General features: G+C 54.2%; 19 protein-coding genes. 4 read left to right on the top strand and 15 right to left on the bottom strand.

What is annotated here, in order from left to right; translation table 11 throughout:
• Window positions 1-123: 123 nt before the first annotated feature.
• Window positions 124-1869, top strand: a complete 1746-nt coding sequence (locus tag B156_RS0114555; RefSeq protein WP_018620475.1) for a PQQ-dependent sugar dehydrogenase — start codon at window positions 124-126, stop codon at window positions 1867-1869.
• A gap of 180 nt (window positions 1870-2049) precedes the next feature.
• Here B156_RS0114555 and B156_RS0114550 read toward each other — a convergent pair whose 3' ends face one another.
• The 13 genes from B156_RS0114550 to B156_RS0114490 form a co-directional block, all read right to left on the bottom strand.
• Window positions 2050-3489 (bottom strand): family 43 glycosylhydrolase, encoded by a 1440-nt coding sequence (locus B156_RS0114550; RefSeq protein ID WP_018620474.1) that lies wholly within the window; start codon window positions 3487-3489, stop codon window positions 2050-2052.
• Between the two features lie 138 nt (window positions 3490-3627).
• Window positions 3628-4392: a hypothetical protein gene (locus B156_RS0114545; RefSeq protein WP_018620473.1), complete on the bottom strand. Its 765-nt coding sequence runs from the start codon at window positions 4390-4392 to the stop codon at window positions 3628-3630.
• Between the two features lie 270 nt (window positions 4393-4662).
• Entirely contained in the window at window positions 4663-5547 is an 885-nt protein-coding gene (locus B156_RS0114540; RefSeq protein WP_018620472.1) for a winged helix-turn-helix domain-containing protein, read from the bottom strand.
• A 21-nt stretch (window positions 5548-5568) separates the two neighbouring features.
• Window positions 5569-6039 carry a hypothetical protein gene (locus tag B156_RS0114535; protein WP_018620471.1) on the bottom strand — a complete coding sequence of 157 codons (471 nt, stop codon included), beginning with the start codon at window positions 6037-6039 and terminating at the stop codon, window positions 5569-5571.
• A gap of 375 nt (window positions 6040-6414) precedes the next feature.
• Entirely contained in the window at window positions 6415-6948 is a 534-nt protein-coding gene (locus B156_RS0114530; protein ID WP_018620470.1) for a VanZ family protein, read from the bottom strand.
• A gap of 105 nt (window positions 6949-7053) precedes the next feature.
• Window positions 7054-7833 (bottom strand): heme ABC transporter ATP-binding protein, encoded by a 780-nt coding sequence (locus B156_RS0114525; RefSeq protein WP_018620469.1) that lies wholly within the window; start codon window positions 7831-7833, stop codon window positions 7054-7056.
• Window positions 7826-8893 (bottom strand): FecCD family ABC transporter permease, encoded by a 1068-nt coding sequence (locus B156_RS0114520; protein WP_018620468.1) that lies wholly within the window; start codon window positions 8891-8893, stop codon window positions 7826-7828. The genes B156_RS0114525 and B156_RS0114520 overlap by 8 nt, the downstream gene beginning before the upstream one ends.
• Before the next feature lie 36 nt (window positions 8894-8929).
• Window positions 8930-9403 carry an RES family NAD+ phosphorylase gene (locus B156_RS0114515; protein WP_018620467.1) on the bottom strand — a complete coding sequence of 158 codons (474 nt, stop codon included), beginning with the start codon at window positions 9401-9403 and terminating at the stop codon, window positions 8930-8932.
• Window positions 9403-9804, bottom strand: a complete 402-nt coding sequence (locus tag B156_RS0114510; protein WP_018620466.1) for an antitoxin Xre/MbcA/ParS toxin-binding domain-containing protein — start codon at window positions 9802-9804, stop codon at window positions 9403-9405. The genes B156_RS0114515 and B156_RS0114510 overlap by 1 nt, the downstream gene beginning before the upstream one ends.
• A 176-nt stretch (window positions 9805-9980) precedes the next feature.
• Entirely contained in the window at window positions 9981-10838 is an 858-nt protein-coding gene (locus tag B156_RS0114505; protein WP_018620465.1) for a heme/hemin ABC transporter substrate-binding protein, read from the bottom strand.
• 160 nt (window positions 10839-10998) lie between these two features.
• Window positions 10999-13335 carry a TonB-dependent receptor gene (locus B156_RS0114500; protein ID WP_018620464.1) on the bottom strand — a complete coding sequence of 779 codons (2337 nt, stop codon included), beginning with the start codon at window positions 13333-13335 and terminating at the stop codon, window positions 10999-11001.
• A gap of 133 nt (window positions 13336-13468) precedes the next feature.
• Window positions 13469-13975: a hypothetical protein gene (locus B156_RS0114495; protein WP_018620463.1), complete on the bottom strand. Its 507-nt coding sequence runs from the start codon at window positions 13973-13975 to the stop codon at window positions 13469-13471.
• Between the two features lie 200 nt (window positions 13976-14175).
• A complete protein-coding gene (locus B156_RS0114490; RefSeq protein ID WP_018620462.1) occupies window positions 14176-17418 on the bottom strand; it encodes a WD40/YVTN/BNR-like repeat-containing protein in 3243 nt (1080 codons plus the stop codon).
• Window positions 17419-17513: 95 nt separating this feature from the next.
• Here B156_RS0114490 and B156_RS0114485 point away from each other — a divergent pair, with 95 nt between their 5' ends.
• Together B156_RS0114485 and B156_RS0114480 are read left to right on the top strand one after the other, a co-directional pair.
• Window positions 17514-17717 carry a hypothetical protein gene (locus tag B156_RS0114485; protein ID WP_157627045.1) on the top strand — a complete coding sequence of 68 codons (204 nt, stop codon included), beginning with the start codon at window positions 17514-17516 and terminating at the stop codon, window positions 17715-17717.
• A gap of 54 nt (window positions 17718-17771) precedes the next feature.
• Window positions 17772-18035, top strand: a complete 264-nt coding sequence (locus B156_RS0114480; protein ID WP_018620460.1) for a hypothetical protein — start codon at window positions 17772-17774, stop codon at window positions 18033-18035.
• A 58-nt stretch (window positions 18036-18093) separates the two neighbouring features.
• Here the strand turns inward: B156_RS0114480 and B156_RS0114475 are convergent, their stop codons facing one another.
• Together B156_RS0114475 and B156_RS0114470 are read right to left on the bottom strand one after the other, a co-directional pair.
• Window positions 18094-21159: a VPS10 domain-containing protein gene (locus B156_RS0114475; protein ID WP_018620459.1), complete on the bottom strand. Its 3066-nt coding sequence runs from the start codon at window positions 21157-21159 to the stop codon at window positions 18094-18096.
• A gap of 61 nt (window positions 21160-21220) precedes the next feature.
• Window positions 21221-21910 carry a hypothetical protein gene (locus B156_RS0114470; protein ID WP_018620458.1) on the bottom strand — a complete coding sequence of 230 codons (690 nt, stop codon included), beginning with the start codon at window positions 21908-21910 and terminating at the stop codon, window positions 21221-21223.
• Between the two features lie 408 nt (window positions 21911-22318).
• Between B156_RS0114470 and B156_RS0114465 the strand changes: the two genes are divergently transcribed.
• Window positions 22319-25555, top strand: a complete 3237-nt coding sequence (locus B156_RS0114465; RefSeq protein WP_040585656.1) for a WD40/YVTN/BNR-like repeat-containing protein — start codon at window positions 22319-22321, stop codon at window positions 25553-25555.
• The last annotated feature ends 90 nt before the right edge of the window (window positions 25556-25645 follow it).

Here is a 25645-nt window from a genome sequence, read left to right as displayed (position 1 = left end):
GGACTGTGAACAGGAGTTGACGATAAAATAAGTACAGATTCGCTAAAGAAAACGGAGTGAACGGGCTTTACTCCGTAATCAGCCCCTCCGGGCTTTTTTCTGGCGAAGGCCCTAAAAAATTCTATGATCCCATCCGTTACCCGCTGTTTTTATCTAATAGGGCTGCTCCTGTGCTATGCCAACCTGCTCATGGCCCAAACACCCAGCCCGAGTCAGACCGCTACAACGAACAAATCGAACCAGCCGCCCCTGCTGGCACAGGGAAAGCAGTTGTTCCAGACCAACTGTTCGACCTGTCATAACTTTTCGCAAACGGGCATTGGCCCCAATCTGGCCGACATACCCGCGGATTTTTCACCAGCCTGGGTGAAACGGTTCATCCGCAACGCCCCTCTGCTCATTGAAGACGGTGACAAGCGGGCCAACCAATTGTATCGGCAATACAAGCTGATGATGCCTACCTTCAGTCAATTGAGCGACACCGAGCTGGAGGCTCTGACTCAGTACATTGGTGCAAATCGAAAGCAACTCACAACAGCGGCCGGGGACAAAACGCTGGGACCAGCCGTCAACGACCCGGTTCCGCAAAAGATTGGTCCGTCGGGCCTGCGCCTGATACTGGAAGAAATCACGACCGCCCCCATTACCAATACCCCTCCGGCCGTGGCCCGCATCAATACTATGCGGGTGTTGCGGCAGGGTGCCCAACAGCAACTATTCATCGCCGACCTACAGGGGATTTTGTACCGAATGCAGGACAAAACGCTGCAAACTGTCCTGGATTTGCGGGAGCAGTTTCCGGAGTTTATCAGTAAACCGGGTTTGGGTACGGGGTTTGGCAGCTTCGCGTTTCATCCGTTGTTCGCCCAAAACGGTCTGCTTTACACGACTCACACCGAAAAGGCCAGAACGGCCCCGGCCGATTTTACCTATGCCGATTCCATTCCGGTAGCCATGCAATGGGTAGTAACGGAATGGAAACTGGAAGACCCCTCAGCCACTGTTTTCAGGGGCAAGCCAAGGGAATTGATGCGGGTAGACGTGGTGTCGCCCATCCACGGTATGCAGGAGATTGCCTTTAACCCGTTGGCTACCCAGGGAAACTCCGATTTCGGCTGCCTGTATATCGGCATCGGCGACGGAGGGGCCACCGAAAACGGCTACTATTTCCTGTGTGACAATACGCGTAAAATCTGGAGCAAATTACTGAGAATCAACCCACTGGGCCGAAACAGCAAGAATGGCCGGTACGGTATTCCGGCCGATAATCCCTACGCGAAGGATTCCTCATCGTTGGGTGAAATCTATTGCCGGGGTTTCCGAAACCCCAACCGCTTCTCATGGCTGCCCGATGGCAAGCTACTGGTAACTGATATTGGGCAAACCAACGCCGAAGAGTTGAATCTGGCCGTTAGAGGTGCTGATTATGGCTGGCCCGAGCGCGAAGGTACGTACCGGATCAACCACCGGGCCAAAATGGATAAAGTGTATCCCCTGCCCGCGACCGAAAAGCCCGGTACGTACCGCTACCCGGTTGCTTTTTATGACCACGACGAGGGAAATGCTATTTCGGGCGGTTACGTGTATACGGGTAAGACAATACCCCTGCTCAGGAATAAATACGTGTTTGGCGATGTAGCTAATGGCCGGGTGTTCCTGGTAGATAATACGCAGTTGAAGCAGGGACAGCAGGCAACCATTACGGAACTGGCTATCCAGATCGATGGCCAGCCAGCTTCCTTCAAAGCCATCAATCAGGGTAAAAAACCGGACCTCCGAATCGGAGAAGGCCCCAACGGAGCACTCTATTTTTTCACCAAAACGAACGGTAAACTGTACAAAGTGACGGCCTGTACGGCTACTCCCTGACATCGTCCGTTTGTTCGTTAAGCCGCTTTATTTACAGACAGTTAATCATCCGACCCGTTTTTGAGTCCTTGTTGAACAGCCGGGCGGGCATACCAGCCCTGGCTGATGCCCAATTGGCCCAATGCTACGGGTAGCGGCTGTTTTCGATCAACGAATCTTTCGCCCTAATGAAGACGATACTCAGTAGGCCCTGAAATTCCATTTGGCATTATCGCTGCTGAAATCAAATTCGGCCAGTGTCGGTGTGCTGTCCCCGGACGATACCAGCGCCAGCTTCTTTCCTGAATTGGGCACTACTTTGGGCATTATCCGATAGGTGCCGTCGGTCAATTGGTCGATCCGCCAAAGCTGTTCGGGGGTGCCGGTAAATGCCGGTACGGTTATCACTTCGGCATCGGCAGTGGCCGCTAAGGCCCGATCTGTTCCCGCCAGTACAATTCTATAATAGGGACCGCCCAAATACCCGGTGGTGTCAGGCGCATCGGTAATTGTCCACTGTTGATGGGGACGGGACATGTAGTCGCCTATTCTCAACTTAATCGTACCCGTTGGCCAGTTTTTCAGTACATCGGCTAATTGCTGGGCCGGAACGGGTTTTATGGGTTCATTGTCGGGCTGGCTAAATCGCCGGGGGGCAACGGGCATTCGAGTAAAATCAACGGCCAACTCCAGGCCATATCCCCTTCTGACTGACTCAATTTCATACGTGCCTTCTTTAAACTTTTCTCCGGCAACGGGCCATCCAGCCTTCCAGACCACCGGCAGTATGCCCAATACGCTGCGACCACCCTGCGCTAAATCAGCTTCGTAATGGATGGACATTTTTTCAACCCCTTTCTCCAGCATAATATGGCCGAAATGCCCGGGGCCGATCAACCCACCCCGGGTAGCCACCACCAGTTTACCGCCCCCTTCCAGCATGCTTCTTCCTACATTATCGAGGTAAGGGCCGGTTATTTGTTTTGACCGGCCGACCACCACATTATAGGTCGAGTTGGCCCCATCACAGCAACTGCCATGCGTAGCCAGCAGGTAGTACCACCCGTCCCGATACACTAACGTGCTGGCTTCGCATACGATGGCGACATCGACGGGTTTATTACCGGCCTTGAGTTTTCCCGTTTTGGGGTCTAATTCAATCAGGCGGGTGAAGCCAAAATAGGTGCCGTAGCTTAACCAAAGGCGTCCGGTAGTGGGGTCCAGCATAACGCCAGGGTCGATGGCATCATTCTCCTCATAGCCATCCGACGTAGCCACCACAACCGGTTCGGAGTACTTGAAATCAGGGGATTTTGGGTCCAGTGTCTTGTTCCACATGGTCAGAATAGCGCCTTTATGGTTGGGTGAACCACCGGTTGCTCCGTAGATTACCAGGTAACGATCCCCCAGTTTGATGACATCCGGAGCCGCTCCACCACCCGGCCTCACCCCGCCACCGTACCAAGTCCAGCCATCGTTGGAAATCAAGCCGCCACCACCGGTGCCGAACGTGTAATACTTGCCGTCACATTCAGCTACGGTTGAGGGGTCATGGATGAAGGGTCTTCCGACCTGGGCCACGACCGTTTGGGTTATCAATAGGAATACTGTTGTCAGGCAGGTTACGGTCATTCGTTTCATGTAGTGCTACTTTGTTTTAACGTCCACAGGGTACTCGCCCTCAACAATCAGCTTGCTGTAGAAGAGATTTTTTCTCATGGCTCGTTTCATCGACCTTCGATTTCAGGCTACTTCTTCCTTTGAACAGACTACTAATTTTCACTCATAGGTAATACCAAAGTTCTTTACGGGTGCCCCTTTTTCATCGATAAAACGAACACAGAAATTGGCCATTCCGGGTCCGTTTATTACCGCCCCGCGGATGATGTTCTTCCCCTTTTTGAGCGTTAACCGGGCTGAGGTACCGTTATCCGCAATCATATCCCGGTCACCGGAAAGCAGTAACGCTTCCTGGCCATTCAGCCACCACATGCTGCCGGAGTTACAGCCGGCAGCCAGCCTGACATTGTTGATTTCTTCGGGGCAGTTGACAACCGTGACCAGCCACACTAGTATGCCGAATTTTGGCTGGTTAAGTGCGTACGCAAAGTGGTATAAATTGACGTTGAATGCCTTGCTGTCCAACGCATACCACTTCAGGCTCTGGTTTCCTACGTTTACCGTTTCGCCATTTTTGGGAACGGTGGTGTAATCGGGGGAAAAATTATCGGTTGAAAAAGCGGTTCTGAGGTAGTTATCGGTGAATATATTATTTCGGGCAATGTCCTTCTTCACGGGTTCCAGCACGAGCCAGCGCTGAATAAACCCTTTTGCATCGGGTGCTTTTTTAGCGGCTGAGGCTGGCGTAAAGTGGTTGGATAAGGTATGGGTCGTATCGCCCTTCAAGGGTATGGGCGGCAGGGGTGGTCGTTGTCCCAAGCCCGGACCTGGCCCCTGTGCCGAAGCGGAAAGGCCACCGAGTTGTAATCCGGCAAACAGGACAAACGTCAGAGCGGGCAACAGGAATTCGTGTTTTCTATTCATAAGAGGGTTCTTTTGTAATCGGTATGGCTTACCTAATAATAAGCTTACTCAATACAAACCTACTCAATGAATCGAAAATGATGGGGTTGGTTTCATAAGCCTCAAAAGCGTGATGATGCCCTTGAAATGTAGCCAGTGTTGATAAGCAACCCGTATCATAAAGTCAAAGTGGGAAGCAACGTAATTTGGGGTGTTGCTCTAACTGAACTGCCCCGACGCGCTAGAGTCAATAGCGTATAAATCCACTGAAAACGCAGGATTTGAACGGTATTACCCACGAACCTCCAGCCGGTAACCCACGCCATGGACGGCGACAATATGCAGGCTGGGGTCGGGTTTCAGGTGTTTGCGGAGCCGGGATATAAATACGTCGACGCTGCGGCCTACGATAATACCTTCGTCCTCCCAGACTGATTTAAGGATAAAGTCGCGGGTCAACAGTTGATTCGGATGGCGAAGAAACAGGTGCAGTAGTTTAGCTTCCCGATAGGTGAGCGTATAGGATTGGTCAGCAACCTCAACTGTTTGGTTAAGCGCGTCGAACGTCAGGTTGCCTACCTGAATTGACGGGACGGATTCCGCCCGTGTCGGGTCTATTGATAGCGGAGGGCGGGTGGTTCGATTGCTTCTCTGCCAGAGTACATAAGCACCACCGACTACGACAAAACCCGCTATCCATAGGCCCCAGGGTATGGTTGGCTGGTTTTGAGACGCCCGCCCGGTAAACGAAACCCGGATGGTGTAGCACCCTGTTTGCTGGTCGCGACCTACGCAGGGTACGTCGTTTTGTTGAGTCAGGTCGGTCACGGTGTAGCCCAGCTGTACCGTGCCTGCTGCGCAGTCGAGAACCGCGACGTCGTAGGGATCGTCGAGGGAATACAGAGCCAGTGACTGCTGTAATAGGGCGGGGAGCTTTTTATAGGTGAGCGCGTGATCCAGCCGAAACAGGAATGTAGCGGCACCGACCTGCTGCACCGCCGGAATCCGGGAAGTCGTGTCACCGGCGTCGCGCAGGAGGTGATGCGCGGTGCGCCGAAGGGCCAGATTCGCCCGCTGCGTAAAGTCAGTCCGGCCCGTAGCGGCTGGTAGCCGGGCAAACTGCGTAAACAGCAGACCGGCAACCAACAGCGACAGAACGAGGACTATCTTTTTCATGCGTACGGGGGTACCGGTCTGTTAACACCCCTTCTTTGGAGTTCTCAAAAATGAGAATAAATCAGCATTAAATACGGGTCTGACCTTGATTATCCGTTTGGCGGAGGCATGGCCTGCCTGGGTAGGCTCAATCACCAGGTCATCGCCCATTTTAGCGAGGGCCAGCACAGAAGCCACCTCAATGCTCATCACCGACCGGGTGGTGTCAGAGACACCCTGCTGAATAACCTCACCGTTCCGGCGCAGATAAACACAGAACGGAATTGGCCCGGCGCATCCCGTTTTTGATTTACCTGGTACAATGGTCACTATGCCCCGACTAACAACCGAGAACGTGGCCTCATTGATCGGTTGGTTGTCCTTCAGCGGATCATGGCAGGAGGTGGGCTGCTTCCGACCTGTTTGCATCGATACGCCTAACGGAGCGCGTTGGGCAATTGTGGCCGCTACGCTCAGTAGCAGCACGACGGGGATAAATGATTTAGCGTTCATGGTTTCTGTTTTTTTAAGGAACGACCAAAACTAGAGCCACTGCTGTCAGGAATCGAAAATGCCCGGTAAAACATTGTAAAGGAATTGTAAAACCTTTGTGATGAGCTGAAAACCGCCTTTTCTGCAATTAGTACTGTCTCTGACAGTAAGCCTACTTTAAGCAAACCTACTCAACGAAGCGAATAAGATGAGGGTCGGTTTTGTGCGCCTTAAAAGTCTGTTACTATTTATCCGGACACACTATTCATAAGTGCCTTTCCTACCAGAGATATAAATTGTTGATGAGATAGTCTTGAAAAAAGGACGTCGGTAATGGCTTTAGCGGGCGTAAGTGAGTCGCTGCTCTAACGTCTTTACTATGTATTACCTGTCCCTCTATTGATATCGAATAGGAAGCTTATTTAATTTCAGCAAGATAAGAAATGAAAACAACAGGATTGTACCTATTAATGCCGCTACATTTATGAACCGTTGCGCTGCCAGATCGCTCTTAAATGCTCTTCGAATCAAATTAACCAGCCATAAACCAAGTATGCCTCCGCACGTGTTCGTCACTAAATCGGTACTATCGAACGCACCAATCCGGCCGATAAACTGAAGGGCTTCAATCAAAAAGCTGATGGCAAAAAGTAGCAGAAGCTGCTTCCACACGTACAATCGTTTACCCAGCATAGCCACGTATACGCCGAGCGGCACAAAAATCAGTACATTCGCAAGAGCCTGCACCCGATCAAGGCGACCGGCTAAGGCAAACGCTTCGCGGAAAGGAATCAGGTTCACGCTTCTGTTTTCCATGTAGGAAAATCGCACACCCAGTTTAAAAATCAGAATCCAGAATAAAGCAATCAGGTAAAAGACACATACTACCCAGGTCAATTTATTGGCATGAAGGCTCGGGCGGTTTGTCATGGCAAAAACAGGGTCTATACAGGCAATATAATAAACGACGATCTGTTTTTCTATATCCGCAGGTGATATTCGGCCTGCTTGCAGACTTGGGTATGCACAACCTCCTCACACAATCATCACCCGCCGGCCGGTTTCGGGATGGGTCATGAAGTAGGGTTTGAGCTGGAAAACGGATTCGATGGCAGATTCAGTCAGTACGGCGTTTGGGTGGCCCATGCCTACAAGGCGGCCCTGATCCATCAGGATGACGGTTTTGGCGTATTGCAGGGCCAGGTTGATGTCGTGGACAATCACGAAGATGACCATGTTGTGCGTCGCCAGTTCGCTTACAAGTCCCAGGATCTGGTGCTGGTAGTGAATGTCCAGGGCCGAAATGGGTTCGTCGAGAAAGAGATATTTCGTGGCTTCGTCGCCCGGCTGGCGGTGGAGTTGAGCTAAAACCCGCGCCAGATGCACCTTCTGCTTTTCACCCCCGGACAGGGACGCAAACGCCCGGTTTTTGAACCCTAGCATCCCCACCGAATCCAGACAGTCGTCGGCAATCTGTTTGTCCAGCGGGGTTGGGTTCAGGTCGAAATACGGGTAGCGGCCCATCATCACCACGTCGGTCACGTTCAGGTCGAAGGGGAGCGACAGGAGTTGCGAGAGAACCGCCTTCTGGCGGGCCAGCGTCGGCAGGGGAATGGCGTTGAGGGGCTGGTCACCGTACCAGATCTGTCCCGTCTGGGGTGTTTCGGTACCAGTCAGGAGTTTGAGCAGGGTGCTTTTCCCGGCTCCGTTCGGTCCCAGCACCATCGTAAATTCGCCGGGTAGCAACGTTAGCGATACATCATCGATCAGCGTCTGCTGGCCGATGCGAAACGACAGGTGTTCGGCCCTAAGCATAAAAACCTCCCCGTTGAAACGATCGGGCGTTGCGCACCAGCAGCCAGATGAAAACCGGCGCGCCCACAAAGGCCGTGATAACGCCAATCGGAAACTCGGCGGGTGCCACCAGTCGACGGGCCACCGTATCGGCCAGCGTGAGCAGCGAACCACCCAACAAGGCGGATGCAATGACCAGAAAGCGGTTGTCGGAGGTTTTCGACAGGCGCAGCAGGTGCGGCACCACCAGCCCCACGAAGGATATTACACCCACCATCGCCGTACCCACGGCCACCAGCAACGTGTTCAGCAGTAACACCTGAATTTTGAGTCGGTCGATGTTGTAGCCCAGATGCCGCACTTCATCCTCGCCCAGAATCAGCACGTTCAGGGCTTTGGTGAACCGAAGGGCCAGTAAAATACCGCCAATGGTGACGGGTAGTACCAGCCAGAACTGCATCCAGTCGGCCCCGGAAAACGTCCCCAGGTTCCAGAAAGTGATGGACCGGGCCTGCGGGTCGCGGGCGATGTACGACAGAAAACCCGTGCCGCCCGTGGCCAGCGCATTGATGGCAATACCCGCCAGAATCATGGTCGCCACGTTGACTTTGCCGCTCATGGCCGCAATCCGGTACACCAGCAACGTGGCCCCGAACGCGAAGACGAAGGCCACGCAGGGCAGCAAGAACAGCCCCAGCGCATCGGTAAACGCCCAGTTAATATTCTTGCCCAGCACAAAGACGATTGCCGCCCCGAACGCGGCTCCGGCACTCGTCCCCACCAGTCCTGGCTCCACAATCGGGTTCCGGAACAACGCCTGCATCAACACCCCCGACACCGATAGCCCCGCTCCCACCGTGGCGCACAGCAGCACACGGGGCAACCGAATCTGCAAAAACAACCCCTGCGAAATGGGGTCAACCGGCACATTCGACAGGCCAACTCCATTCAACAGAATCTGGTTGATATCGGCAAACGTCAGGTCGACCGCCCCGATGCGCAGGGCCGCAACAATACAAATCAGAAGCAGCAAGGCCAAAAGCCCGTACCAGTTTCCCGGTGTCAGCGACGATAGTTTCATCAGGTAACTTGTCGAAAAGAAGTAGAGTCGCCCCCGTTAACTCCGACGGGATGGGTCATACAGCCGCTCATCAATGTCAAACGGTTCGGAATGGATAATGCGGCAGTCGGCAAAAAGGGCATGGCGGGGGTTAATCAGGTAATTGGTCATTATCGGAATAATTGAACTGGGCACCTCTACTATCAGACAATTGGGTTTTCGTAACCAGTCCAGCAGAAAGGTTTGGGAAGGCAACGGCTGCGCACTGCCCGTCGCCCGCCAACCGGCAGGTAAGTCATCAGCCCGATACGAGTGAATCGAATCGAGCACCTCAATCGTTACCAGATAATAGTCAGGAATACGTTTAGGATTGATATGGACCAACACCTCCAGTAAGCTCAACGCGGGCGAGCCGGTTGCATACAGCAACGCAATTCCTTTTGGATTCCAGCGTCCGCCATACAGTGCGGCTCCCTGCCCCGACAACGGCTCCTGCCGAAACGCAGCCTGAATAAGTCGATAAATCAGCATTAGAAAAAGATACCGTGCTCGATACGGCCCAGTACATCATCCACCTGCGTGAAACCAGCAATGGTCGTCAGCGTTTGTAACGGCGTTCGCCCTTCCAGTTCAGCCAGCGGATAGCGTAACCAGTCGCGCATGGCCAACGCATCCCCGCCGTATACGCGCAGGCCATGCTGAAAAATACCATTCAGCAGTTCCACCCGTTCGGCAGTAGGTCCGGAAAGCGTCGTTTGCCGCCGTAACCGGTGCAGCGTACTTTCGGAAAGTTGAAGCAACGGGGCTAGTTCTTTCAACGTAACGCCAAACTGTTGTGCTAGTTGGTTGAGTTGCGCATCGAGGCCGCCGGGCTTAATCTGAACCGTTCGTCTGGCTGTTGGCTTGCTGGGGGAAGAGGGCTCTGCTTTCATGAGAGAATGAGTCAGTCAAACCTATAAGGTCTTGGAGACCTTATAGGTTTACAATAAATTATCAGTTGACAAGTGTATAACATTCATCTGACAATTACAAGTTTCACGGCAACCGGTAGGGACGGGGGATTTGTACGCCCGAAAGCATATATCCCCCACCCTAAAGCTATCTTCATTTACTGATGAATCAGTTTCATGAGCATCTGCACATTCTCGCCGGTACGGGGGCCGAGGTAGATCAGGTCGTGCTCTTCAATGCGGTAAATCTTCTTGTTCTTGCCCGCCGGGGTCAGGGCAATGCCAGGCAACGCGGCCAGTTTGTCGGCGTTACCGAGCCGGTCGTAGCCGAAGTCCGTCACCAGAATAATGTCGGGCTGGGCTTTGCTGATGATTTCCGGGCTGAGGGGCTTCATACCCTTGAGCGTATCCATCACGTTTTTACCCCCCGCCAAATCCAGCATGTATGACGCTGTCCCCGCTTGACCAATCACCAGATAATTGTTAATCACCCGACCGAAGTGGATGATGGCGACTTTGGGCGTGGTTTTGTACTGCTTAACGTCGGCAGCAGCTTTGGCCAGGTCAGCATCCAGTTTCGTTTTCAGGCTGTCGGCCTGTTTCTGCGCACCGAACTGCGCGGCCAGCGAATCGAACAGCGCTTTCACTTCGGGAATGGTGTGCGCATCAGGGAGTACCTTCATCGGCACGCCCACCTTTTTTAACTGTTCCATCACCGCTTCCGGGGCCACGTTGCCGTCGTGAAACACTACCGTGGGTTTCAGGGCGATGATACCCTCCGCGTTCAGCATCCGGTGATACCCAACTTTGGTAATGTCCTTTGTGGCCGGTGGGTACGTACTCGACAGGTCGACACCCACCAGTTGGTCGCCCGCACCAAGGGCAAAAATGAGTTCGGTGAGTTGCTTAGCCACGCAGACAATGCGTTGTTTGCCTGCCGTCTGCGCCTGGTCTTTCTGGCTGGAAGTGCAGGCGGAGAGGGTAATCAGGAGAAGAATTATGGGTATTTTTTTCATGGAATGAGGGTTGATTTACGACAACAACTGGGTTGAATGACTTGAACGAAATGACGAACGACTTACCACCCCAACCCCTCCTGTTTTAGGAGGGGCTAAAAAAAAGAGCTTTGCTGGGTAGCCCCCTCCTGTTTTAGGAGGGGGTTGGGGGTGGTAAAACCTAAAACGTGTATTTCAGCACCGCGCCCGAATAGAATGTAATCTTGGGTGCCGGGTTAAAAAACAGGGGGCGATTGTTGGGCGGATTAGGCAGATTCAGGAATACCAGCGACGAGTACGTACTGCTCAGCATGTTGTCCGAACCCACGTACACATCGAGGTTGAAGTGACTGCCCAATGCGGAGCGGTAGCCCAGTTTGCCATTCACCAGCGTATACGCCTGCGCGAAATGGTCGTTGGCCAGCGTAATGGGCATTTTATCGACGTACATCAGCGTGCCGTTCAGGTAGAAACCGGGCCGGACTTCCACATCGATACCCGCGTTGAGCAGGTTAGGCGCAATACCCGACTCTTTTTTACCGGTGTAGTTGATGGTTTTGGCATCGCCATTATTGTCGCTCCGGTACTCCTTGTAGTAAAAATCGCTGTAGGTATACGACACAAACGGGCGAATCAGCGATACCGCGCCCGTCGCCGGGCGATGGGCGTACTGCACGGCCAGTTCCAGCCCGTTGTGCTGCACCTTACCGGCGTTGGTCGTTAGCGTGTATGCCGGTTGGCTGGCCGTTGCCGGGAAGTTCTGCGGAATCAGTTTGTCGGTGACGGCCATGGTGAAATACGCGATTTCGTAGCTCAGGGCTTTGTTCAGCAGACTGCCTTTACTGCCAATTTCGTAGCTGGTTCCCAGTTCGGGGCGGAGGTTATAGTTCACCAGACCCGTTTGGGCAATGACCACCTGGTTCGTAGCCGGGGCCGAATACCCCTGACTCACACTGGCATACACCGACACATCGTTCGTCACCTGATAGGCCAACGCGCCCCGGGGCGACAAAATCGGTTTGAAGAGGTCGTACCCCGACACGTTGACATACGCAGGTGTGGCGGCCCGCATATCGACAATGCCGTACTCCACGTAGTTCAGACCCGCCCCCGCCGACAGGGTTAGTTTGGGCGCAATCTGCAAAGCGGCCTGGGCGAAGATACTGTACTGCATCGCCTGAATTTCCAGGTCGGAGCGCAGCGCGCCCAATACGTTGTTGCTCAGCCCGTAGCTTTTGGCGTAGTTGAAATTCTTCAGAAACTCAGCCCCCACGCTCACCGTTGGCCGTAGCGGACTGGACTCGTTAGCATACGCAAACACCGAGCGACCGCCAAACTTGACCTTGTTCGTTTTATTGACCCCGGCAGCAAACGGCTGGTCGATGATCTGACCACCGACAAAGAGCGTCGTTTTATTTGAGAAGCGGTCGGTAAACTGATAGTTGTGGCTCATGCCCATGCGGGCGCTCTCCGTTTTGATGTTGGCGTTGTTACCCAGATAAGCCACTTCTGCCGTGTCGGGGTGTACCCGCAGGTTCACACTATCCACCTGCCCCGACAGCAAATCGTAGGAATTGGTGTAGCCAACGAAGAGCGACATCGACCGTTTGGCACTCAGGTAAGTATCGCTGGTGATGCTCACGAAATCCTTTTTGGAGGTGCCGTGCAGCCGAAAACCGTCGTATTGCTGGTGCCCGTAATTGATGTTCAGACTGGTATTATCGGAGCCGGTTTTGATGGAGGTATTCGTCCGGAACAACCCGTACGAACCCGCCAGTACCTGCTGACTGATACTCGTTTTTCCGATGGGTGCGCGTTCGGTGTAGAAATTAACGACGCCCCCAATGGCGTTGCCATACGCACTGGACCCCGGTCCTTTCAGCACTTCCACCCGACCCAGCGTCGTAAAATCGACATCGTCCAGAAACGTCGTGCCATCGCCGTCGGTCAGGGGAATGTCGTTCAGGTAGGCCTTGTAGCCCACGCCGTTGAAGTTGGTCTGGTTGCCGTAGCCCCGAATCACGATGCGATTGCCGGCGGCTACCGTTCGCATCTCGACCTTCACGCCCGGAATGAGGTTCACGAAGTTTTGCAGGTGAATGCCATTCGTCCGCTGAATATCGCGGCTCGTCACCAGCCCCACCGCACCGGGAATGCGCTGAATGGTCTGCGGAGCCGAGTACCCCGACACGATGACCTCGTTCAGTTCCGTGTTGGACGATTCCAGTTCCACCGTCAGGGTGCGGGTATTGGCCGAAATACCGACCGTCTGAGTCTGGTAACCCACCGCCGAAATCTGTACCTGTTCGCCCTGGCTGACGTTTAGCTGAAACTGCCCTTTATCGTTGGCCGTGGCGCCCCGCGTTGTGCCACTCACCTGGAGAGTTGCTCCCACAATAGGCTGGCTATTCGTCTGGTCAACTACCCGACCGGTCACGGTCATTTGAGCGAACAGACTGGTACTCAAACCCGTGCAGATGAACAGGCCGATAATAAATTTGCTATAAATTGATTTCATGAATACAGGTTGATGATTGATAAAAAATAGGGTGCGCGCACCCGTAGAGACGCAAGGTATTGCGTCTCATTTGCCGGATGGTTTTGCTGTCGTGAAGGAGACGCAAGGTATTACCGCGCCGGCGGACCGGTCTCTACGAAAGATCAGGTGGGGGAACCGTTACATCCAGCAGGGGGCGCTGGAAATGGAGGGAGGAATAGGAAAAGAAGGGAGAAAATTCAGACAGGGTGGCATCCCATAACGGCGTCACAGTCACCTGATACGGCAGCACAAAGGGACTGAACCACTTTACCCGTTTGACGCGGGTGTCGGGCAGCGGCTCCGGCTGATTCTGGTCCCCGTAGAGCCAGGCGGCTTCCCGCCGGAGTTCGGTTTCGACGGCATCGCGGAAGCCGTAGATATAGAGCGTATCGGAACGGATTTCGCGGTGCAGCACGTCAATCATCTCACCCTGCCACGTAAATTCTTCCTGATGAACCAAAAAGTCATTGTCTGGAGAAAGGTTAGTTTGAGGTACGGCAATCAAAATCAGCTCATCGACCCCAAACTCCGTCTGGTGCGCAAATGCCCATTTAGCCGCCCACTCCAGACTATAGTAATAGCCATACAGGCCCCCGATAGCCAGCAAAGCGACCATCATAAGGATTCGGGCTATATTATTGGTACGGCTATGGCACATTCATGTCTTGTTACCCCGATTAATACACTGCTCAATTACTTTATTGTAACACTACCATCCCAGGGATAAAACAGCGAAGCGTCGGTAACCGCACTCATCTAAAATGTCTACCGACGCTTCGCTGTTATGCACCTAACGGGGCGGCCGGGTATCTCACTTCCTCACCCCGTTGGGTGAAGCTTGCGCTGAATGGCCGGTTTCAGATTCTCCAGTTTTTTTAACTGTTCGGCCAGACTTTTGGCCAGTGCCTTGTACTGCTCACCCTGCTGCTGCGTCGGTTTGGAATCGTCGGACTCGACGAACCCGCTTAAGGCCGTAAATTTAGTGTTTAACCGAACGGGATGATTGGTTAAATCCTGCGTGGCTTTTGCCCGGTGCTGATACAGTTCATCCTCAATGCGTAGTAATTGGTCTTTCAAGTCCTTCACCGTTTCGTCCTCCTGCGATTTATACGTACTGTCCAGCTGCTGACGCATTTGCCGAATAGTCAGGACACCGTTGCGCAGTTCATTGAGTCGCTCCCGGATGTTGATGAGCATATCGAATTCCTGTTTGAACTCCGCTGCCGTCGTTTCAATACGGGGGTCCTTTATTATTTCAAATTCCTGTGTGTAAATCTTGCCATCTACCGTGAGCTGCGCCTTGTATTTTCCCGGCATCGCCAGCGGGCCTCTTGCCCGGCCGTGCGTCACGGAATTGGGTAGCGCAATCGGGTCCGGGTAGCGCATATCGGCCCAGACGAACGCATTGCCACCAGCCTGCGCGGGCAGCATCGTTTCCCGGCGGGCGGGTGCTATAGGCTGACGCATTTCGGCCAAGCCGGTCGAATCTTTCCGCACCGTAGCCGACGTTGATTTAGGAGCATCGGGCGGGGCCGTACTACTTTTAAACGACTTTATAACCTGACCACTGGCATCCAGAAAAGCCAGCGAAATGAGATTTTTGGGTGTCGAAGGCAGGTAATAAACTACCCGGACGCCGTTTGGCGGATTTTTACCCAGATCATCGCCATCGGCAGGAACGGGCTTAATGGCCGGGTCAAGGCTCGCCCGAAAGCGTATGGTGGGGCGGGGCTTGAACAGGTGGACCGCCGATTTCTGTACCTCGTCGGTTAGTTGGTGCAGGATGGTCAGGTCGTCCAGAATCCAGAACGAACGGCCGTGCGTGGCCGCCACCAGATCATTATCCTGAATGGCCAGATCGTGAATCGGCACAACCGGCAGATTTAACTGAAGCGACTGCCAGTTGGCGCCGTCGTTGAAGGAAACATACATTCCTTTTTCCCCCCCGGCGTAGAGCAAACCCCGCCGTTTGGGGTCCTCCCGGATCACCCGCATGTAATCGTCGGCGGGAATACCGGTCGTGATTTTTTTCCAGGTTTTCCCGTAGTCACTCGTCTTGTAGAGGTACGGGTGGAAATCGTCCTGTTTGTACTTCAGGGCGGCCACGTAGGCCACTGCCGGGTCGTGGGCCGACGCGTCGATGATGCTGATACGGGCGAAGTCGGGCATTTCCTTCGGCGTCACGTTCTTCCAGGTTTTGCCATTATCCATCGACAACTGGATATACCCATCGTCCGAACCCGTCCATAGAATACCCGGTTTCTTCGGCGATTCGGCCATGGCGAAGATGGTTCCGTACCACTCTACCCCGGTGTTGTCCCGCTTCACCGGTCCCCAGTCTTTGCCAATCGACTGGTCGTTCATTGTTGGGGTCCGTTCGAGTGTGGCCGGGTCGGAACGCGACAGGTTGGGGCTGATCACCTGCCAGCTTGCGCCCTGGTCGGTCGAGCGGTGCACATACTGCGAGGTGGCATACAGTACTTTAGGGTTGTGCGGAGATACCATAACGGGGTACGTCCACTGGAAACGGTACGCCAGATCGGCGGAGCCGTAGCCGTACATATCATCGGGAATGACAGATACGTCCTTGAGTTGGTTCGTCTTCCGGTTCAGGCGGGTGAGCCAGTGGTGGTTGGCCGCAAAAATCAGCGACGGATCGTTTTTATCGAAGGCAATATAGCCCGATTCACCCCCGCCCACATCGTAGTTTTCGTCGGGGTAAATAGCCCCGTAATCCGAGCGACTGGGCACCGAAATAGTCGAGTTATCCTGCTGGGCACCGTAAGCCCGGTACGGAAATTTGTTGTCCGTAATAACGTGGTACATCTGGGCCGTCGGCTGGTTGTAGATCGTCGACCACGATTTACCGCCATCGAAACTAACCGTTCCGCCCCCATCGTTGGCCTGTACCATGCGGTTGGTGTCGTTCGGGTCAATCCAGAGCTGATGGTTATCGCCGTGGGGTGGCGACACTTTTTTGTAGTTCTTACCGCCGTCAGTCGATTTCCACATGTCGATGTTCAGCACCCAGAGCGTTTCCGCGTCTTTGGGGTCGGCCGTGAGGTGGTGATAATACCAGGGTCGCTGAAACAGGTCGGCAAACTGGCTGACCACCTGCCAGGTAGCACCCCCATCGTCGCTGCGGTACACACCATTCTGTTCGTTTTCTGCTTCGATGATCGCCCAGACACGGTTGGGTTTCGACGGGGACAGTGCCAGCCCGATGCGCCCCCGGTTGGTACCCGTCGGCAGGCCCGGACGCAGCGTAATGTCGGTCCAGGTATCGCCCCCATCGGTGGTTTTGAAGATGCCCGCCCCCGGCCCCGAACTGCGAACACCCCACGGAAACCGGCGAAACTCGAACGTCGACGCGTAGATGATTTTGGGATTCGACGGGTCGATGGTCAGGTCGATAGCCCCCACATTGGGGTTTTTATAGAGAATCTTTTTCCAGCTTTTACCGCCATCCGTCGTGCGGAACACCCCCCGTTCTTCGTTCGGGCCAAACGCGTGACCGAGGGCGGCTACGTACACGATGTCGGGGTTGGTCGGGTCGATGATGACCTGACCAATGTGCTGCGTATCGGTCAGGCCGACGTGTTTCCAGGTCTTGCCGGCATCGGTCGATTTATAGACTCCATCACCCGGCGAGAGGTTGCCCCGCAGGGTGTGTTCGCCCATGCCCACATAAATAATGTCGGGATTGGATTTGGCGACCGAAACCGCTCCGACGGAACCCATCTTAAAAAAGCCGTCGGAGATATTCTGCCAGGTGATGCCCCCATTCTCCGTTTTCCAGACGCCCCCGCCGGTGGTGCCCATGTAAAACACCAGCCGCTCCGTCGGGTGCCCCGCCACCGCCACCGAACGGCCACCCCGAAACGGGCCGATCAGTCGCCATTGCATGGCTTTCATCACCGCATTGGTCGTGGTGGTATCCGGTGCTGCTTTACCGGTTTTCGATTGGGCCCATGCTGGCCGATTGGCGAGCAGCAGACTTAACCAGACAAGAGTAAATAGCAGGTAAAATGGTTTTCGTACTGTTCGTTTACACTGATGCATAGTAGTTGATGGTTGATTGATGAGTATCAGTCAGATTAATTATCGTTTCGTTATGAAACAGTTTGTACTTTTACCGACTTGTTAATCAAAATAAATTGACCCGAAAAGAACTTGATACGCTGCTCGCTAATGCTATACTCCAACGGGATCGGGCACAAAAGATGATTCTGGAACACTTCAATGAGCTGGAAGCCCGCAACCAGGAAACTTTTTGGGTACGGCTCTACCTCCTGAAGAAGGCGGAAGTAATCTGGCTAGAAAAACAAAAAGCCGACTCTGGTAGTGAACCGGACGAATAAATGCGGAGGTTTTGACTTATTATAAAGTTCATGTGCCTAAACGTTATCAATGCTATGATACAGGAAAAAATTAACTTCAACCGGGAGTTGACCGAAGCACAAAACGAATCGGCTCAATCGCTCAAACTCTTGCAGGAAAACGGCTTTGTTGTCGATACCACTGAATGGCTAACCATAAAACGGTACGCCGAACGCTACGGCCTGACGACACAGGTAGTGACCAACTGGATGGCGCGGGGTGTTATCCCATCCGACTGCACACTGACGTTACCCGAACTCAACGACCTTAGACTGGTTAAAAATCAGCCTTACCGTTAACCGTTATCACTGCCCGCGCCGACTTTATAGTAGCTGGCACGAGCAGTGGTGATCTCCCTTACATCCCAATACTTTTAACCGTTTTGGTCTTGAGCAGCGTATCGAGTTCGGTGAGTTCGCGGGTCAGTTCCTGCGAGAGTTCCTCGTACACTTTGTACGAGCCGTCGGTGGGTTTGGCATCGCCCGTTTCGACGCTGCGCCACAGGGCCGCCAGCCGGTTGTTAAGTTTGATGGGGAAGTTCAGCGGGTCCTGCCCACTCTGGTTCCGAATCTGGTACAGGTTTTCTTCGATGACGCCCAGTTGCTCTTTCAGCTTTTTATTGGCCGGACTGTCGGGCTGTTTGGACAGTTTTTCTTTCAGCGCCCGAATCTGAATCACGGCGTCATTGGCTTTACTGGTCTGGTCGCGGAGTTTCATAGCCAGTTTGAACTGCTCGTCGATATCGGCGGTGGTAACCCCTTTCAGGCGCGGGTCGAGTTTAACCTCGAACGGGTGCGTAATCGTTTTACCGCCCACCGTAAGCCGAACCTGATACTGACCGGGTACTGCCAGGGGACCGTTAACGGGCCGGGCACCCCACATAATCATCCCTTTGAAATCGGTGGAGCCAGGGTAGCGCAAATCCCACTCGTATTTGTTGAGGCCGGCAGCCGTCGTCGGCATTTTAGGTTTTGGGGGACCCTCTTCGTCGTCCTCGTCGTCTTTTTTCGGGTATTTGGGTTTATCGCCCGTGAATGACCGAATCAAGGTTCCGGCAGCATCCAGAATGTCAATTTTCACACTGTCGGCCTGTTTGGCCAGATAGTACTGAAAAACAGCCGGTTGCACCCGACGAACGGCGTAGTAGGGCTTAAAGAAGTGAACGGGTTCCTTTTCCAGACCGGTCGCGTATTCCCGAACCGGAGCGGCATCATCCAGCACGTAAATGGATCGCCCGTGGGTGCCAATCACAATGTCTTTCTCGGTCACCTGCAAATCGGCAATCTGCGTGTCGGGCAAATTAAGGCGAAGTGGCTCCCAGCTATCGCCATCGGTAAAGGATACGTAAATACCGTGTTCCGTACCGGCGTACAGCAGGCCGGGGCGCGTGACATCTTCCCGAATGGAATGCACAAACGCATCAGTCCGAATGCCACTTATTATCTTTTTCCAGGTCTTGCCATAATCGTCAGTTTTCCAGATGTAGGGGGCGCGGTCGTCCATCTGGTACCGTTTGGCGGCTACGTAGGCCGTGCCGGGTTTGGCGCGGGATGCCTCGATGATGCTGATACGGGTGTGTTTTGGCATATCGGGTGGCGTAATGCCCTGCCAGCTTTTGCCGTGATCACGGGTGATGTGCAGCAGCCCATCGTCAGAACCGGCCCAGATTGTGTTGACATCGTGGTACGATGGAGCCAGGGCGAATACGGTTCCGTAAATTTCGGGGCCGTTCATGTCCATCGTAATCACCCCACCCGTTTTTCCCAGCGTAGCGGTATCGGCCAGCGTCAGGTCGGGGCTTATTTTTTCCCAGGTCTGCCCTTCATTCGTCGTCATCCAGACGTGCTGCGAACAGACGTACAGCCGGTTTGGGTCTTTGGGCGAAAACACGATGGGAAACGTCCACTGCCAGCGCTCGGGCAGCGCACTGGCCGGTTCGCCCGAAAAGAAACGGGGGTATACCTGCACGTCGCGGGTCTGGCCCGTCATCCGGTTATAGCGCGTGAGTAACGCTCCCTGGCTACCGGCGTAAAAAATATCGGGGTTCTTCGGGTCTTGAGCAATGTAGCCGCTTTCGCCACCGCCCACGTCATACGACCACTCTTTTTTGTCGATGCTGTTGCCCCGGGCCTGAAAATTAGTCCAGCCCTCACTCGGTACGGCAATAGTCGAGTTGTCCTGCTGGGCACCGGCCACCTGATATGGGAAATCGCTGGTGGTGGTGATGTGATAGAGCTGGGCGGTCGGATAATTCTCGTCGGTCCAGGTTTTGCCCCCGTTCACCGACACGCAGCCTCCCCCATCGTTGGAGGCAATCATACGGGTGGAATCCGTCGGGTCAATCCAGAGGTCGTGGTTGTCGCCGTGGGGAACGGTGATGGCTTTGCTGAATTTCACTCCCCCATCGGTCGATTTGTAAAAGTTTACGTTCAGACCATACACCGTGTTTTTATCGAGCGGGTCGGCGTAGATGCGGGAATAATAAAAGGCCCGCTGGCGCAGCTTGCGCTCGTCGTTGGTGCGTTTCCAGGTCATCCCGGCATCATCGGAGCGGTACACGCCCCCGTCTTCAGCCTCCACAATGGCCCACACCCGGTTCGGGTCGACGGGCGAAACGGTTACGCCAATTTTACCGACGGTCCCTTTAGGCATCCCCGGCTTGCGGGTTAGTTCGGTCCAGGTATCGCCCCCGTCGGTGGATTTGAACAGGCCACAGGCCCCACCCCCGCCCCACATTTTCCAGGGGGTGCGGTACACCTGCCAGATGGATGCGTATAGTACATTTGGGTTTTTGCGGTCGATGATGAGGTCGGCGGCTCCGGCCTGATCGCCTTTGTACAGCACTTTTTTCCAGGTTTTACCCCCATCGGTCGTACGGAAAACACCCCGCTCCTCATTCGGGCCGTAGGGATGGCCGAGTGCGGCTACGTATACAATGTCGGGGTTGGTGGGGTGCACCCGGACGCGGGCGATAGCCTGCGTGTTTTTCAGGCCGATATTGGTCCAGGTTTTCCCGGCATTGGTCGACTTATAGACACCATCGCCCTGCATGATGTTACCCCGGAGCTGGGTTTCGCCGGTACCGATGTACACCACGTCGGGGTTGGTCTCGGCCACGGCTACGGCCCCTACCGAGGAGCTGCTTATTTTCCCATCGGTTACGGGGTTCCAGGTTTTACCCCCGTCGGTGGTTTTCCAGAGGCCACCGCCCACCGCCCCGAAATAGTACTCCAGTTTGCGGGACGGTGACCCCGCCGAGCCCAGCGACCGGCCGCCCCGTGTGGGACCGATGTTGCGCCAGGTCATGCCGGTAAAAACGACGTTGGTGCTGGTATCGGCGGGTGTTAGCGGAGACTGTTGCGCCAGCAGGGCATCCGTACAGCCAAAAGTGATAAGTAGTAGAACCGGAAAAAAGTACCTCATAAAAAAGTGACTGTTTGTGATGAAGCGTGCGATGGGAATGGGTAAAACGGGATTGCATTAGTTAAAAATCAGGTTCGTGCCGGATTTTGTATTCGTCAAGCAGCGTGGTTGAAAGCTGGGTCATGGTATCCCACGAAAACGGCAGCCAGTGGCCACTCAGGCTATCGAAAACTTCGGTAGCGGCCAGGCAGGGGAATAGTTTATAGTCAAATTTAGGATACTCATATACCACATACCCCGGGTAGTAGAACGTCTTTTTCTGCAACAGCGCGTAGTTCATTTTCTGTAGCATCAGGAACTTACCCAGGCTTTGCTTTCGGTAGTCGAAATGATAAAAGTTCATGACCCCCATAATGCTCTGGGGGGCATTGTCGAAGATACCGGCGGCAATAAGCCGGTCACCATCCCGAACCTCAACCACCTGCGTATCGAATACATTCCGGTGCGTTCCTTCCAGCAAACAGGCTTCGATGGATGATGGCGCGTCGAAGTCGATAGCCGCCCGGTATTGAGCATACAGGTCTTTTAGTTCGGCCGTCAGTACGAGCGGTTTTACCACTACCGAAAAGCGGGCGTTTATCCGCAGTAGCCGACGCTGCGAAGGGCCGTAGCTGACCTTTTCCAGCCTGATACGCAACCATTGTACGGCGTAAACAGTGTCATTGAACTGGACAAACTGGCACGTAAAAACATCCTGCTGCATCCGAAAATAACCCCGACTCAGGTAAAAATCCAGATTATCGCCAATCATTGTTCGTCGCTTATTTTAGTAACCCTTACCGTCTTTCACAACCCGTTTATCGCCCGCAAACCCTTTCGTTCAGGCCGTTGCCCGTACAAAAGCCATCGGCTTTACAGGGCTTCAGAGAAATTTATATAATTTATCCCGGGTGGAATGTCTCTACAAAGTAAGCGATTAGAAATTTATTCTGCGTTTTAAGTGTAAGCCAATAGTATTAATTGTTAGACGGCTAAATGACCACTGTTTTATTTCTTTCCTATTTTTGTGCGCGAAATAGGAAAGAAATCAGATTAGTTTCTGCCAGGCGAGCCTTCGACCCTTATTCATCCTGCCGAAAACAGCGGGAATAAAATGCACAAATTCATTTCTCTTATCTTTTTTATCAACAAGCGAACACCCACTCTAATTGTACTTTTCATGGAAAAAATAAAATCGCACTGGCTTTTGTGGGCACCCCTGGTTGCCCTGCTGCTGGCAACGCCTGGTCTGGCCCAGCGAAAAGCAAAAGCAGTTACCAAAAGCCGTACCGCACAATCGACAGACAGCCTGTTCAACGGGTTGCGGTGGCGCAACATCGGGCCGTTTCGCGGGGGTCGGTCGCTGGCCGTAGCGGGGCACGTTAGTCAGCCGTTGACGTATTATTTCGGAGCCACGGGCGGGGGTGTCTGGAAAACCACCGACAGCGGGGCCAACTGGGCATCCATCTCCGACAGCACGTTCAAATCCAGTTCCGTCGGCGCGGTGGCCGTAGCCCCCTCCGACCCGAACACGATTTACGTCGGTATGGGTGAAGCCGACATCCGCAGCAATATTTCCAACGGCGACGGTATCTACAAATCGACCGATGCCGGGAAGACCTGGAAACACAGTGGTCTGAAGAAAGCCGATGCCGTCAGTAACATCGAGGTTCACCCGACCAATGCCGATGTTGCCTACGTAGCCGCTCTTGGCAACCCGTTTGCGCCGAACAAAGAGCGCGGGGTATTCCGCACCACCGACGGTGGCAAAACCTGGAAACAGATTCTGGCCAAAAATGACAGCACCGGTGCCATCGTCGTTAAACTCGACCCGACCAACCCCAGCATCGTGTACGCGTCCATGTGGCAGGCGTACCGCAACAGCTACACCATGAGCAGCGGGGGCAAAGGATGCGGCCTGTTCAAATCCACCGACGGGGGCGATACCTGGACCAGCCTGAGCGAAAAACCCGGTATGCCCAAAGGACTGCTGGGCAAAATCGGCATCACGGTGTCACCCGTCAATCCGAACCGGCTCTACGCCATGGTCGAAAATGCAAAGGGGGGCCTGTACCGCTCCGACGATGCGGGCGAGTCGTGGCAGCTCATCAACGAAGACAAAAATCTGTGGCAGCGGCCCTGGTACTACATGATGCTGGCCGCCGACCCGCAGGACGAAAACGGCCTGATTGTGCTGAACGTGAACGCCCAGAAATCGTACGATGGGGGTAAGACCTTTAAAACCATCCCCGTCCATCACGGCGATACGCACGACATCTGGTGGAACCCCAAAAACCCACTGAACTACATCATCGGCGACGATGGCGGGGCCGAAGTCACCTACAACGGTGGGGCTACCTTCTCCGATGTCGATATTCCTACAGCGCAGTTTTACCACGTAGCCGTCGACAATGATTTTCCGTATAACCTCTACGGGGCACAGCAGGACAATTCCTCCATTCGGATTGCCAGCCGCACGACGGATTACGCCATCGGACCGGGTGCCTGGTACTCGGTGGCGGGGGGCGAATCGGGCTATATCACCCCCGACCCCACCAACCCACTCGTTACGTACGGAGGCAGTTACGACGGACTGATTACGCGCTACGACAAAGCCACCGACCAGAATCAGCGCATCAACGTGTACCCCGAATACTTTATGGGTTCCCCCTCGTCGGCCCGGAAGTACCGGTTTCAGTGGACGTACCCCATCGTTTTCTCCCCCCACGATCCAAAGACGTTATTCATTACCTCGCAGTACCTGCACCGCAGCACGGATAACGGTCATTCCTGGGAGGACATCAGCCCCGACCTGACCCGAAACGACCCCAAAACGCAGGGCGATGTGGGTGGTTTGATTACGAAAGACAACACCGGGGCTGAAACTTTCCCGACTATTTTCACCTTTGCCGAATCGCCGGTGGAGAAGGGTGTTTTCTGGACCGGTTCCGACGATGGGGTGATGCACATCAGCCGCGACGGCGGGAAAAACTGGACCAGCATCACGCCCCCGGCCTCCATGCTGCCCGAGATGGCCATCATGAGCATCGTACACCCTTCCGACCACACGGCGGGCAAAGCCTACCTGGCCGCCAAGCGGTACATGCTGGGTGACACGAAGCCTTACCTGTTCAAGACGACGGATTACGGCAAAACCTGGACCAGCATCACCAGCGGCATCCCGGCAGACGAGCATTGCCATGTGGTGCGCGACGATCCTAACAAGCCGGGACTATTGTATGCTGGTACGGAGCGGGGCGTTTATGTGTCGTTCAATGACGGCGGCTCCTGGCAGAAACTGAGCCTTGACCTGCCCGTTACACCCGTCCGCGATTTGCAGATTCACAAGCGCGAAAAAGACCTGGTTATCGCTACGCACGGCCGTTCGTTCTGGATTATGGACGATATCACGCCCCTGCACGAACTGATGGACCTAGAAACGGCGGGCAAAACAGCCGCCAGTATGCACCTGTTCAAGCCCCGCCATGCCTACCGCATGGAAGGCGGAGCGGGTAACCCCCGGCGCGGTCGGGCGGCCGCCACCGACCAGGGCGAAAATGCCCAGAATGGCGTGATTACGCGGTACTACCTGAAAAATAAGCCCGCCAAAGAATTACGGCTTATTTACATGACTCCGTCGAACGACACACTTATCAGCTACTCCAGTACCAAAGACAGGAAAGGACAGCCGCTAAAAATAGCGAAGGAGTTCTATCAGGACGAAACGGACGTGCGGCCCGGCAGCATTCCGGCGCTACCTGGCATGAACGTGTTTGTGTGGGACATGCGCTACCCGGATGCGGCCGCCGTTGAGGGTACCAACGTGATGTGGACGGGCCGGGGAACGGGCACCAAAGTAGTGCCGGGGATGTACAAAGTACGGATGCTGCTGGGTGATTCGTTGGTGGCCGAACAGCCCATCGAAATTCGGAAAGACCCGCGTCTGGCCATTACAGCCGCTGAGTATCAGGAGCAGTTCGACCTGTTACAGAAGATAAACAACAAACTGTCCGAGACGCACAAGGGTATCAATCAGCTTCGCCAGATTCGGACGCAGATTGAAGGGTACACCAAGAGTGTGAAAGACCCCAAAGCCGCCGAGAAGTTCAAGAAAGCGGCCAAGCCAATGCTGGACGAACTGGAAAAACTGGAGTCGACGCTGATGCAACCCAAATCCAAAGCCCCGCAGGATGCGCTGGCCTATCCGATTCAGTTGAACGACAAGATGGCGGGAGTAGCCTCGGTGGTTTCGTCAGCCGATACAAAGCCGACAAAGTCGTCCTTTACAGCTTACGATGATTTGGCCAAACAGATAGACACCGCGCTCGATAAGCTCAAGGAAATTGTCAATACGCAGGTTCCGGCCTTCAACCGCATGGTGACCGAGCAGCAGATTCCGGCCATCATTCCGAATTAATTAATCCAGCTTCCGTACCCCGCTTCCGTCAGCCCCGGAATTAATTCCGGGGCTGACGGAAGCGGAACGGCATTGACGGGTCTTTCACCA

The sequence above is a fragment of the Spirosoma luteum DSM 19990 genome (assembly GCF_000374065.1).
GTDB lineage: Bacteria > Bacteroidota > Bacteroidia > Cytophagales > Spirosomataceae > Spirosoma > Spirosoma luteum.
The sequence above is the reverse complement of the archived record's forward strand: the minus strand, read 5'-3'. Positions and strand labels throughout refer to the sequence as shown.